11 protein-coding genes are annotated in these 13,531 nt (G+C 40.2%); 6 read left to right on the top strand and 5 right to left on the bottom strand.

All coding sequences use genetic code 11. The features are described from left to right. The 5 genes from BM192_RS03810 to BM192_RS03790 form a co-directional block, all read right to left on the bottom strand. Nucleotides 1-1,023, bottom strand: a complete 1,023-nt coding sequence (locus BM192_RS03810; RefSeq protein ID WP_037440411.1) for a ligase-associated DNA damage response exonuclease — start codon at nt 1,021-1,023, stop codon at nt 1-3. A gap of 316 nt (nt 1,024-1,339) precedes the next feature. Then, nucleotides 1,340-3,514, bottom strand: a complete 2,175-nt coding sequence (locus BM192_RS03805) for a S9 family peptidase (RefSeq protein ID WP_037440409.1) — start codon at nt 3,512-3,514, stop codon at nt 1,340-1,342. 20 nt (nt 3,515-3,534) lie between these two features. Continuing rightward, nucleotides 3,535-5,403, bottom strand: coding sequence for an LTA synthase family protein (locus BM192_RS03800; protein ID WP_037440406.1), 1,869 nt, complete (start codon nt 5,401-5,403; stop codon nt 3,535-3,537). A 61-nt stretch (nt 5,404-5,464) separates the two neighbouring features. Next, nucleotides 5,465-6,136, bottom strand: coding sequence for a hypothetical protein (locus BM192_RS03795; protein WP_037440454.1), 672 nt, complete (start codon nt 6,134-6,136; stop codon nt 5,465-5,467). 17 nt (nt 6,137-6,153) lie between these two features. After that, entirely contained in the window at nt 6,154-6,930 is a 777-nt protein-coding gene (locus BM192_RS03790; RefSeq protein WP_037440404.1) for an enoyl-CoA hydratase/isomerase family protein, read from the bottom strand. A gap of 329 nt (nt 6,931-7,259) precedes the next feature. On the opposite strand from BM192_RS03790, the gene BM192_RS03785 reads away from it, so the two are divergent. From BM192_RS03785 to BM192_RS21110, 6 genes are all read left to right on the top strand, one after another. After that, the gene (locus tag BM192_RS03785) at nt 7,260-8,483 is read left to right on the top strand and encodes a site-specific integrase (RefSeq protein WP_234797501.1); all 1,224 of its coding nucleotides are present in this window, start codon (nt 7,260-7,262) and stop codon (nt 8,481-8,483) included. A 159-nt stretch (nt 8,484-8,642) separates the two neighbouring features. Continuing rightward, complete coding sequence (locus BM192_RS03780) at nt 8,643-10,031, top strand: hypothetical protein (protein ID WP_037440401.1); 1,389 nt, start codon at nt 8,643-8,645, stop codon at nt 10,029-10,031. Nucleotide 10,032: 1 nt separating this feature from the next. After that, nucleotides 10,033-10,908, top strand: coding sequence for a DUF4238 domain-containing protein (locus BM192_RS03775; protein ID WP_074963894.1), 876 nt, complete (start codon nt 10,033-10,035; stop codon nt 10,906-10,908). A 676-nt stretch (nt 10,909-11,584) separates the two neighbouring features. After that, on the top strand, nt 11,585-11,977 hold the full coding sequence (locus BM192_RS03765; protein WP_037440395.1) for a single-stranded DNA-binding protein: 393 nt from the start codon (nt 11,585-11,587) through the stop codon (nt 11,975-11,977). Nucleotides 11,978-12,021: 44 nt separating this feature from the next. Next, nucleotides 12,022-13,095, top strand: a complete 1,074-nt coding sequence (locus tag BM192_RS03760) for a DUF932 domain-containing protein (RefSeq protein ID WP_037440393.1) — start codon at nt 12,022-12,024, stop codon at nt 13,093-13,095. Between the two features lie 52 nt (nt 13,096-13,147). Next, nucleotides 13,148-13,531, top strand: a complete 384-nt coding sequence (locus tag BM192_RS21110) for a hypothetical protein (protein ID WP_229678301.1) — start codon at nt 13,148-13,150, stop codon at nt 13,529-13,531.

The raw sequence follows: 13,531 nt of genomic DNA, 5'->3' as shown, positions 1-13,531 counted from the left end.
TTATGCTTCCTTTAAATTGGTTACTGTTTCTGCAGTTTCCTCTTCTTCCTCTCCGTATCTGGTCTGTACTTCACTGGCAGTTATACCAATTTCATTCAGGTATTTGGTAAATGGGGAAACGAAACCATGTGTTACATATACTTTTTCCGCGCCTGTTTCGTGTATAGCCTGCAACAAGCCCTGCCAGTCAGCGTGATCACTCAAAGCGAAGCCGGCATCCGCAGAGCGCCACCTTCTGCCTGCACGCACCTGCATCCAGCCGGAGCAAATACCTGTAGCAGCAGATTGCAGACTCTTCATCCATTTCCCATCTGCCAGTGCAGGCGGAACGATAACGATTCCCTGCTGTAAGGTTTCTTTTTTAATTTCCGGCGTAATACGAATCGTTTCTGGCAGGTCTACACCCGCTTTGATCAATCCCTCATTCAGGTTTGCTATGGAAGAATGTACATAAATCGGGCATTGAGCTGACAGATTTTTAATTAAGCGCTGAGCCTTACCCAGACTGTAAGCGATTAATACACTGGTTTTCTGCTGATCATGGTTGTCGGAGACCCAGTTGCTGATTTCTTTAAAAATCTCCTGTTGTGGCTGCCATTTATAGATAGGAAGACCAAATGTACTTTCGGATACAAATGAATGGCATCGAACCGGTTCGAAAGCAGTGCTGATCCCGTCATATTCTACCTTATAGTCACCTGAAACTACACAGATTTCTCCTTTATATTCAAGTCTGATCTGTGCAGAACCAATAACATGCCCCGCAGGGTGCAGCGAGACTTTTACTCCGTTGATTAAGATCTGTTTGCCGTAAGGAAGCGTTTCTACCGGTAAATCCAAACCCAGCCGCTGTTTTAGAATAGGTTTGGTTAAGTCATGGCATAAATAGGCTTTGTTTCCCCACTTTACGTGATCTGCATGCCCATGTGTTGTAACTGCGAGGTCTACAGGTTGCCAGGGGTCTATATAAAACCTGCCCTGTGGACAATAAATTCCTTTTGAGGTAAATTCGATAATTGCCATGTTGACAACAACAATACCCGCGCGCTAAAGTTTGCCGGTATAACCGAAGGCGATTTGTATATGACATATGCCCTTTTATTACTTATAGTCTTGTGAAATGTTTTTTCAATGTAAATTCATTATCTGTTCAATATTCCTTCAATTCCGATTGAATAAACAATGAAGAAGGAATGAAGGAACAATGAAGGAACTATGAACAAACCCTTGGCAAAACCAGAAGATGGCCAGCGCTTAACCCTGAGTTAAATCGAAGCATTCTTAAAAATAACAGCACAAAAAAAGGGGAGCTAAAAGCTCCCCTTTAAAGGAATAAGATTTATTTACCACCCGGAGGACAAAATTGCTGCAGGAATGTGGTATAAGTTTTGGCGAGATGTTCACTTGTTCCGGCTCCTTCGTTAATACTGTGACTCCGGTTCGGATAGGACATTAATTGAAAGACCTTACCATTTTTAATCAGCTCGTTAATCAGCAACTCGGCATTTTGATAATGCACATTGTCGTCACCTGTGCCGTGAATATAAAGCAGGTGGCCCTGCAGGTTCTTTGCGTAAGTAATAGGGGAGCCTTTAATATAAGCCTCTTCTGTCTTCAATGGAGAGCCCATATAACGTTCCTGATAAATATTGTCATAGGTCAGTTGGCTGCCAACTGCTGCTATAGCGACACCGGTTTTGTAGATTTCCGGATACTGGAAAAGCAGGTTTAATGTTGACGAACCGCCACCACTCCAGCCCCAGACTGCTACGCGGTCTTTGTCTATAAACGGCCAGTTAACGATTTGTTTTGCCGCCTGTGCCTGATCTCGGATATTGAGTGTACCTATGTTTTTATAAATACTTTTTCTAAACTCTCTTCCTTTTGGCGCTGGCGCACCCCGGTTTTCGATAGAAATATAAACATAGCCATCTTTAGGCATATCACCATAATACAGAAAATTGTAACCGGTGCCGTAAGTGTCCGTAACAGTTTGTGCCGCCGGTTCACCATATACATAGAATACTACAGGATATTTTTTTGTGCGGTCAAAATTATCTGGTTTCTTCATCCAGCCATCCAGTTCTACACCGTCCTCGGTTTTAATTTTAAAGAATTCGACTTTATTAGCAGGCGGTTTCACTGCAGCAAGTTGATTTGTAATACTACCTTCCATAGTGAAAGGATTGCCGGTATTCAACCGCATCCATTCATGAATCGGTTTGATCTCAGCACTTTCATAAGTGTGTTTTGCAAAAAGACCGTTCGGAGAGATATCGTATTCATGTGTCCCCGGCAAGATAGAAGGGGTTACCATTTCTGCGGTACCCTTGCCATCCAGTCTGGTCTGATACAGATATTTCTGAGTAGCATTGGTTGGTGAAGCCATAAAATAGAATTTATTGTTCTTCTCATCTACCAGGCTGCTTTCTATCACATCGTAATTACCTTTGGTAATTAAATTTTGTTTCTTACCATCTTTGGAAATACTGTACAGGTGTCTCCATCCGTCTTTTTCACTAGTCCAGAGAAACTCCTTATTGTTGTTAATCCATTTCCAGTCTTCAGCCGCATCTATCCATGCTTTGTCATTCTCAGTCAGAATTGCGGTCACATTACTGGTTTCAGCATTAGCGACAAATAGTTTACTTGTATTCTGTTCGCGATTGAGCTGCTGCAGGATAATCTCGTTTGAATTTGGTATCCAGTTCATTCTGGGAATATAATGCTGAATGGCATCACCAGGAACCTTTAACCAATTTGTAGTTGCAGTAGCGACGTTAACCACACCTATTTTACAGGACGAAGGGTCTTCGCCAACTTTCGGATATTCTACCGGAATTGTAAAAGGATAAATGGAGTCTGTGTTATTAATCATTAGAAAATTACGGATTTTCCTGGCATCGAGCTGCCAGTAGGCAATAGTTTTACTGTCCGGGCTCCATTTGAATCCATCGCGGCAATCAAATTCTTCCTCGTATACCCAGTCGAACGTTCCGTTGATAAGTCTGTCGGTACCATCAGAAGTCAGGGCCTTTGGATTGCCTCCGGAAGCCGGCTCCACAAAAATATTATGACCACTCACGTAGGCAACCTGGTTTCCGTCAGGCGAAAATTTAGCGAACATCAATGATGATGCAGGCTTATCTGTCCCTAATTGGTGCAGAGCGTTGCTTTTAAGGTCTACCACCCAATAATCTCCACGGGTTTCATACCGCCATACTTTTTTACTATTCGTGTAGATCAGAACTTTAGAACCATCAGCTGAAAGCTGAAAACTCTTAACTTCCAGAGGGGGGGCACCCTGCGGCCTTAGCAATGTACTGTTAACTACCGTTTTTCTTTCATTTGAGGGTAGGCTCACCAGTGTGATATTCCCATTGTAAATCTGATAATAGCCATTACCATCAGCAGCCCAGTTAATGCCTTTGTTCGGCTGAGCAAATAATACTGAAGTGTAAAAGCATAAAAAGAGTGTGAAAGTGAGTCTGAAATAATGAAAGGGATACCTCATAAGATAAACTGTTTTTTTTTTTAAAGTGCCAGAAACGATTCATAAACCTGCTGCAAGAATGATTTACTGTTATTAAGCAGCTCAGTTGTACGTTCTTTTAGTTCAGGATGCGTGTTGTAAAGGATTCTCTGTCCTACATTATCAAATGTAACACATTGCTGGTTATCAATAAAGCCCATCCCGTTGTCCCAGCTAAAAAAAGCAAATGGTTTAGTCTGCGGATCAAGCAGGTTTTTGCTCCAGGTATAGGGCTTTGCATCAAGTCCAAGCTGGTGCAACAGGGTGGAAGCGAGGTCTATCTGGCTTCCTACCTTATCAATTATTTTACCTTGGTATTCTTTTTTAATCACGTCACCAAAAAACAACATCGGTATGTGATAGCGCTCCGGTATGTAAATTTCTTCTCTCCCTTTAGGCTGAATATGTCCGTGGTCAGCCAGCATAATGAATAACGTATTTTTATACCAGTCCTGCTTCTTTGCAGATTCTATAAACGCATTCAGGCAGGAGTCGGTATAAAAAGCCGTGCTTTTAAACTTCTGGAGATTGTCTGCATTACCAAATTTATAAGCTCCCGGAAGTTCAAAAGGTTCGTGATTCGTAAGTGTAAGCTGAACAGAAAAGAACGGTTTGGAAGCCTTATTCAGTTCTTGCAGCTGACGATTAAATACAACGCCATCATACGCGCCCCATTTGGAATTCATGTCTTTTGCGTCAAAATTGCTTTTGTCGACCACCATCTCTATATCATGGCTCAACATAAAAGCCTTGTAGTTATCGAATTCAGACTGTCCGCCATAGAAAAAAGAAGTATGATAGCCCAATTTTTTAAAGGCTTGTGGTAAAGCTGGTATCTTTTCCATTTTGTCGGTGTATTTTACGACATTTTCGGCAGCCATAGTGGGGAAGCCAGCTAACGTGCCAATTACCCCCTTATCCGTACGGTTCCCGGCAGAGTAGATCTTGCTAAACAGGATGCCGGATTTGATCATTTCATCAAAGTTAGGCGTAATACCTTTTTCCTGCCCTAAAGTTTCAGTCAAGTCTGCCGTGAAACTTTCCATGATAATCAATACAATATTGGGGCGGTCTGTATTGAGCATTTTGACTGTCGAATCTGCTTTTATCGGATATAGAGCCTGCATTTCCCTGCTCACCTGATCCTGCGGGAAGAACTGATATTCATTCTTGTGTTTGCTGTTAGACTTAATCAGGCTATAAACCAAATTCCATTCTGTATTAACAGCTGCATGATTAAGTGTGAGTACTTCGCTATAATAGGCCATGCTCAGATTATTGGTAGATACACCAATACCACCACGGACCATTAGAAAGTTTACGCCTAATAATAATGTGCCGTATATAATTTTAATCCAAAACGGGCTCTTCTGCGGACTTATCTTATCCTGTATAAGTACTTTATTCAAAAATATACCAGAAGCGATCAGGATAGCTAAAAACAGCAGGTTCTGGAGGATGGGGGAGGACGCACTGGAGGCCAGGGCCTCATTTGGCGTGCGGAACGCAAATTCTAATGCTTTTGCATTAATTTTGCTACCCCACTCTCTGTAAATATTCAGGTCGGCGACGGCAATTATACCGAATACGACCACAAGAACGGTGTTATAGATCTTTATCCACCTTAACTGTATATGGTGCTTGCCAGCCACATAACAGGCCAAAAGGTATAATAGCGGGACAGCAGAAACATAACCTGTCATGGCCAGGTCGAGCCTCAACCCATGATAGAAGGCAGCTATGCATTCGGTTAAAGTAGTACGACCGGAGATGCTGCTATAAAAGACACTCAGAAAAATAACTCGTTCCAGAAAAAAGAACAGCATCCACAACAGCAGGAAGCGCGTAAAAAAAATCAGGCTTTTTAACATCGCTCCAAATTTAATGAAATGCGATGTTAAAAAGCCTGAACCTTTAAATTTATTAAACCGGTTATTGTCCGCCCATTGAACGCAGTGCATCCATTGTGGTCAGCTCATAAGAAGGAGGTACATCCAAGGTTAAAGGACCTACTTTGTCTTCGTTCAGGTTTTTAATAGTAACAGTTGCTTTTACACCATTTTGCGTACGGGTAAATACTACCGGAGTACCTTTTACAGCTTTAAATTCTTCTCCAATAATACCTTCAGGCAACTGAATATCTGTAGTAGCCCAAAGCTCATTTTGCACACCTTTATCATCCTTATAAGTGTATTTTTCGGTATCGTATGTACCTATTTTTTTCTTTTCTCCGGTGGCTTTAAAGTCCGTCAGAACAGGTGTTTTACCCATCGATTCCTCAGTTTCTTCTTTAGTTACTTTTACGGCAAATTGTTTTTGTGCAATCGGCACATCCACCAGAAGTAAACCAGTTTTTTGAAGACCGTCTGACAGTATGGTTATTTTTGCCGGTCCTTGTTCCATTTCTATCTTCAGGATGTTACCATTAAACTTGAACTTTGTCTCTGCAGGCAGTTGAGATGCCATAGATTTTTGTTCAGGCGTAAGTTCGTAAGTCATGCCATAGGTAAGGGTTCCTTCGTTTACTTTTTTCTGAGCCTGTGCAATAACGGCCGTGCCGATCAGTATTGCTGCAACGACAGTAGTTTTAATTGATTTTAACATATTTGTTTGAATTGATTTTACCATTTAATCTGCTCTTTCTGAAGAAAGGCGGCAATACCTTTTTTGAAGTCTTCACTTTCCCTGACCCTTGCATTTAACTGCACTGCAATATTCAGACTCTTTTCCAATCCAGGATTAGTCGTTTGGCCTATGAGTTGCTTTGTGATCATCAGCGAGTTACCTGATGTTTCGCTGCACAGTTTTAAGGCATACTTCCTGACTTCGTTCTCTATTTCATCTTTAGGGTAAATATAATTGATCAAATTATAGGCCAGAGCTTCACCCGCAGTGAATAAATCTCCGCTAAGCAGAATTTGTTTGGCGATTGTTTCAGAAGTCTGGCGAACAAGAAAGCAGGAAACAATTGCAGGAACGAAACCCAATTTAACCTCTGTATAGCCAAACAAAGCCTCAGGGACGGCAAAAGTGAGATCGCATATGGTAGCTAAACCGCATCCTCCGGCTATCGCATGTCCTTCTACCTGGGCAATTACAACCTTGGGCAGATAATATAGCGTAGTGAATAGTTTTCTCAAATTCTCGGAATCACGTACATTCTCTTCGAAGGTGTTATCACTCAATTCCTGCAGATAGGCCAGGTCTGCGCCTGCGCTGAACACAGATCCTTCGGCTTTCAAAATTACAACTTTAACCTGTTCGTCTTCGGCAGCCCTGAGCAGGGCCTGCGTTAGTTCACTGACAAGCTCCGGACTAAAAGCATTTCTTTTTTCCGGCCTGTTCAGTGAGATGGTTGCAATTCGTTCCTCAACAGAATAAAGCAATAGTTCGTTCATCTACCAAATATGCCGTATTTTTTAAAAAAAAACTTTAGATAAAAGTAAAAGTAAGCAAAACGATTAAAACCGTTACTAAACAGTGGTTTATAAAATAGCAGTCTTTGTTTGGAAGTCGGTGTCTGATATGTTTGGGGCTTAAATAGGCAGGGTTAGGTTACTAAATCGTTACCTGTTTTAAATCAATATAGGTAAATATAAGTGATTATATTTCAGTCTTTTGCACCTCTTTTCATATTCCCTTGTAACTCATAAAAAATTAATTTTAAACATTAAATCTTTGAGTTATGGAGCGCGAGAAAAGATCCACTTTCAAGTTATTGTTCTACTTGAAAAAGAACGAACCTAGGAAAAACGGAAATGTCCCCATTATGGGCCGTATTACGATTGATGGAACTCCAAAAACATTTGGAACCAAATTAGAAATCAATCCTGAGACGTGGGACTTAAAACACGGTCGTGTTTTGGGAAAGAGCAATCTGGCAATTGACATCAATCAAAAACTCGATAAAATACGCGTTCGCATCAACAAAATCTATGAAGACATGATGAAAGATGATGGCTTTGCGACCTCACAAAAAGTAAAGCTGTCTTTCCTTGGTGTGGGTGTTATGGAAGACGCTATCTTAAGGGTATTTAAAGAGCAAAATGAAGATTTTGAAAAAATGGTTTCAAAAGGAAAGCGATCGCAGAACACTTACAATAAATACAAGACAGTATTCAATCACCTTTCCGAATTTATCAAAGAGCGATACCATAGAGATGATATGGCCTTTAGGGAGTTAACAGGTGATTTTATTCGTGAATTTGATTTTTTTCTTCGCATTGATAAGGAATGTACACACAATACGGTTTGGGTTTATACGATGCCTGTTATTGCCTTGGCTGACCTGGCAATTAAAAAAGGCCTAATAAAACAAAATCCTTTTGAAGATTATGAAATCAGTATGCAAGAAACTGATCGTAGCTATCTCCTAAAGGAAGATGTAGAAAAGCTCATGTTATTAAAGCTTTCTAAACCTAAATACGAACTTGTAAAAGACCTCTTTATTTTCAGTTGTTTTACAGGCCTTTCATACATTGATATTAAGAAGCTGAAATGGGGTAACATCCAATCTTTCTTTGATGGCCATCAATGGATCATTAGCAGGAGGAAGAAATCTGACGTTTCTTCAAATGTCAGACTTCTGGAAATCCCCAAACGTATTATAGAAAAATACCGGGGGTTAACCAGGAATGATTATGTATTTCCTATGCCCTCAAACGCAACCTGCAATAGCCATGTTGCTAAACTTATTAAGGAAGCTGAGATTGTTACTGAGCAGAAAGTTACCTTCCATACCGCACGTCATACATTCGCTACAATGTTTCTAACTGAAGGCGTACCCCTTGAGAGCCTTAGCAAAATGATGGGTCATAAAAATATTTCGACCACACAAATCTATGCAAAGATTACAAGCCAGAAAATCAGCAAGGATATGGATTTGGTATCTCATAAATTTGCTGGAATGGAAGCTGCTTTTATTGACATGGAAAGCGATGTTCTTGTTTAGAGCCTTTGTTCCGGTATAAATTGAAGCAGGATTAAGTCCTGCTTTTTTTTGGCGATTTCATAATGTAATACTGCATTAAGTTCGACTGATATTTTTAAATTTACATAGCTAAAGCAAATATAAATCAGCATCTAAAAGAAGATATAAAACAACAAGATAATGGAAGAAATCGACCTCACAAAAATTAAATATTATCCTGATAGATTTTATATCTGTTTAGACGGTTTTGATATTGAAAATCTAACGGATTTCCTAACCGACTTGCAAATTGGTCAACATCAATCTATATTCATTCATGAATATTATCATTACCTTACCAACATAGCTACATTGCCTGGTATTCGTCAGTTTTGCCTGAACTTTTGCGACAGGTTTCGTGCATCAACCATTTTAACGGCCACCGAAGGAATCAATGCTTATCCCATCAACACAAACACTTTTCAAAGCTGTAAGAACATGGTAGATTATTGGAACGATGTAGCTGCAACACTTTCCGAAGATGATATTGATTATAAAGTTGTAGAGGATACAAATAACGCAACGAATAAAAAATTCGGGATTGCATCCATAGAAAAGACTCACCGGTCAATGGAAGTTATTGTAGATGGAGTGAAACATACTGGGGAAAGGCACTTTATTACCATACATACTACAGGTCTTATCAATGTACATAGCTTTAACCTGACATTTGGTGCTATTGACGAATTTTTAAGTTCCGCAATCGATGAATACCTTTTTGAAAACGACCTATCGGATATAAATCCGAGTATGCTCAGTCAAAGGCCCTTTTATCCATATTGCTTTTTTGACGAAATCCTTTCATTTTATGGAATGAAAAGACCTTCAGCATTTGAAAAAATTCTTATTGCATACTTTGCCTTGAACTCATCAAATCCCCCGGTAGTCCTTATCGAAATATTGGAAAAATTAAGAGATGGTGGTTATGAGCAATTTCTGGAAAACCCAGAGACATATTTACTATCTAATTTCTCGGAAACACCGCAGTACAATGACGTACTCAATAACATAAAGTATTTTGCGGATCTGACATCCCAGCAAGGACGCGTCCACATTTCACAGGCATTAAAATATTATTACGATAAATTTTACGTGGCACAGAAAGTAAAGGAAAATGATTTCTTTTTCTTTGTCAGACCTTTCTTTGTTTCGGACGAAAACACGATCAAATACAAACAGAAATTCCTTCTGGAACTTTCGAGGATATTAAACCTCTTTACGCCGCCTCTTATACTTAAAGACAAGCAGTTTTTTTATATTGATAAACTCACGACGTTTGGTGAAGCAACTGTGTTGATATTGGCTACTTACGAAATTTTTGAAAGCCTGCGAACAAATCGTTTTGCATCAAGACCGGCATATCAAAAGGCTAAGTACACCTTTCCTGATAGAGATCCTGACTGTGACAATTTTGAAAAGTTCACGCCGCCGCCAATTAATGGTGTAGCATTCAGGCTGGCTCTTAATGAGCTGAACCTGTATGGCCTTTATCTTCAGGAGTTGGAAAATCTAAAACAGACTAATAGCTAATATGGGTATTTCCAAGAGACACCACTATATCCCGCAATTTCTCATAAAGCGATTTGCTGACAAAGACAATATGCTTTATCTCTACGACAAGGAGAAACAGGCTTTTGCAAAAGAAAAAAGAAGTCCCAAATCTGTCTTTTTCGAGATGAACAGAAATACCTGGTACTTTGAGGGAGCGCCAAATGACAACATGGAAAAACTCTATGCCGAACTTGATGAGAAATTTTCAAAAGATATAGTAGAAATATCACGTACATGCATTATTACAGAAGAGGCTTTAACATCCATATTGGTCATGGCATCATCCATGAAATGGCGATTACCATCAAATGATGGTCTCTTTGATGCCAAACATAAAGAATACCCTTATGATAAACTCCCTATCAACATTGTAATCAAAAGGGAGGATGGTTCCGACCACAAGGAAGCATTAGAATATCTAATGAACTCAGAATTATTTAAACAGACAAAAAAATTGATCTTTCCTTTCCTTCCTTTCTATGACAACCTTAACATCAGTCAAGAAAAATTACTACAGGTTCACCGCAATAGTTATGTAAATACCAATCCCAACATCAAATCAATTCTTGGCGATGCCCCATTGATAGAAAGCAACACCGATAATCTCGAAGATTTTGGCAATTTCATATTACCACTTAGTAGCAGCGAAACATTTATTTGCAATGATTCGCAGGCAAAAGGTGTCCAGAATATTGCATTCTACGTTAATAAGGATTTAGCAATGTTCCATCAGGCTAAAAAATATGTCGTAAGTAATGATAAAGAGTATCTTAAGCAGATTATAGATGCCTATTCCCTGCTTCAAGCTAATGGGCAGGTAGAAATGATACCCCGCCACTTGTTTCGATTAGCATAAGTAGCACAATCATAACATTTAAAGGCGGACAGTTCTGATCCGTCTTTTTTTATGACCATACTTATTACTTAACGCACATTCACTTCTCCGGAACACACCTATTGCCATAAAAAAGCCTTGAAAGAATGTATCGATCAATCAAAAAAAATCTTTACTTCTATCTCCAACTACATTTTTCTGTACCGTTTACGTGGCTTCCCAGGCCACGATACTTTCAAATAATAAAAGGTCTTTAAAAAATTCTGCTGCATCTGAATGCAGATTTTGTCATCACACCGGACCGTTTCCCAAATGCCTTTTCCACCTGCTTCCACATGGTTTTTTTATTCAAGAGCCAGTATGCCGCTTTTGTCCCATTTCAAGAGCAAAGGTATGATCGTGTTCTTAACCCAGGAACAAGGTCATGCCCTTGGGTTTGCCAAAAAATCTCCACCTATTCAGGTCGTATTTGTTTGGCAAAACCTTGTTCCTGCTAAACACTAACCTTTTATGCTCGTGAAACGAAACAAAGCATACTCCGGCTCTTTAGACGAATAAAAAAAATGTCAGTAATGGAAAAATACAGCATTGGAAACGGCAACAAAGTGAAACGAAACTTCAGCACCTCCTCTCATTGCCGAATAAATCTAAAAAAATCAAATAAGAACAATTTTCAATAACGCAAAAAGTAGAAATCATGAACATCACAGGAAGACTGACAAGGGATGCGGAAGTACGCACAACGTCACAGGAAAAACAAGTAGTAAACTTTTCAGTAGCAACAAACGACAGCTACAAAAACAAACAAGGCGAACGCATAGAGCAAACGACCTATTTCGACTGCTCCTATTGGATAAGCCCGAAAGTAGCCAAGATACTTACCAAAGGAACTTTGGTAGAACTCACAGGCAGGGTAAGTGCAAGAGCGTGGACAGGCAATGACGGCGAAGCACACGCAGGACTGAATTTCCATACCTCAAACATCAAACTGCACGGAGGTGGCAAAAAATCAGAAACCGTACAAGCTACTGCACAAACAGCAGGTAACAACACATCGGGACAAGGCACAGAGGATGATCTCCCATTTTAAGAACAAGTATTCAATCATTTTTTAACATCAAAATTTTAGGCATCATGGCACATAATATCAATTTCAACGAGAGAACAGGACGTTATTCATTCTTTAGCGTACAACAAAAAGCGTGGCACGGTTTAGGGCAAATTGTAGAGCAATACCCAACAAGCGAGGAAGCTATCAAGTATGCAGGGTTAGATTACGAAGTCGCAAAATCCCCACTGTTTACCAAAGGTTCGGGTATTATCGAAACTTCGGGCGGTATCGAGATAGGCAGTAGCGAATTGGAAGTACCTAACTATTTCGCCAACATACGCACCGATAACAATGCAGTATTGGGCGTAGTGGGTAAAGATTACCATATCGTACAGAACCGTGAAGCCTTTAATTTCTTTGATGCCATTGTAGGCGGTGGCGAGGGAATTTTATACGAAACCGCAGGAGCGTTAGGCAACGGAGAACGCATTTTTATCACAGCCAAACTGCCCGACTATATCCGTGTAGGCGATGGCGATGACGTAACGGAAAAGTACATTTTCCTAACCACTTCGCACGATGGTAGCGGAAGTATCACAGCCGCATTCACTCCTGTCAGGATTGTATGCCAAAATACGCTGAATGCCTCCTTACGTAGTATGACCAATGTAGTCCGTATAAAACATACTTCGGGAGCAAAACAACGTATTGAGAACGCTCACAAGATTATGGGACTTGCCAACACGTTGAGCAACCAATTAGAGGGCATTTTCAACGAGTGGACGAAAGTAAAAGTATCAGACGGAGAAGTAAAAAAGCTAATCCAATTGGCACTTTGCCCCAACAAGGAAACACTTGACCTACTCAAAAAAGGTGCAGAGGATGAAGTATCGACCGTATTTAAAAATGTGGTTGATGATGCTTTTAGCTATGCGATGATAAGCGACACACAACAAATGGACACGACCAAAGGTACATTGTTCGGAGCGTACAACGCTGTGACGGGCTACTATCAGAACGTAAGAAACTACAAGAACGATGAAGCCAAGCTACAGAGTATTGTATTGGGTGGTACTGCTCAACTCAAATCACAGAAAGCATTTGAATTGTGCACCGCATTTGCTTTGGACGGTGCGGAAATCCTAAATCTTAACTAAGTAACCACAGGCTACCGCCTTAATCGGTGGTAGCCTACTATAAACAACAGCTATGACAAAGGAAACCTATAAAGCAACGCTGAAACACGACACAGGCACGGTAACGCTGACAGTGGTATCACTAAGTGGAAAACAGGGAGCTATACAGCAGATAACAACCGCAGAGGGTTGCCCCGAATGTGCCATTGCAGATATAGTGCAGATTGATAAAAATACAAGACAGGATGAAATGAAAGCAAAGACGATAGAGGAAGCCAAAAGTTTGGCCAAAGGCAAGAGCCTTGAAAAGCAATACAAAGCTGAAGCGATATACATCATCTATTGCAACAGAACCAAGTATTTCTATATAGATACCGACAGCCTTATACGGCTATGGGAACAGCTGATAGGTTACTATGAAAATGGAACTTATACCGCTGAGAAATCACAGTCATAA

It is taken from the genome of Pedobacter antarcticus (assembly GCF_900112985.1).
In the GTDB taxonomy this organism is placed as follows: Bacteria; Bacteroidota; Bacteroidia; order Sphingobacteriales; family Sphingobacteriaceae; genus Pedobacter; species Pedobacter antarcticus.
This window is presented reverse-complemented; position numbering and strand designations above follow the sequence as displayed.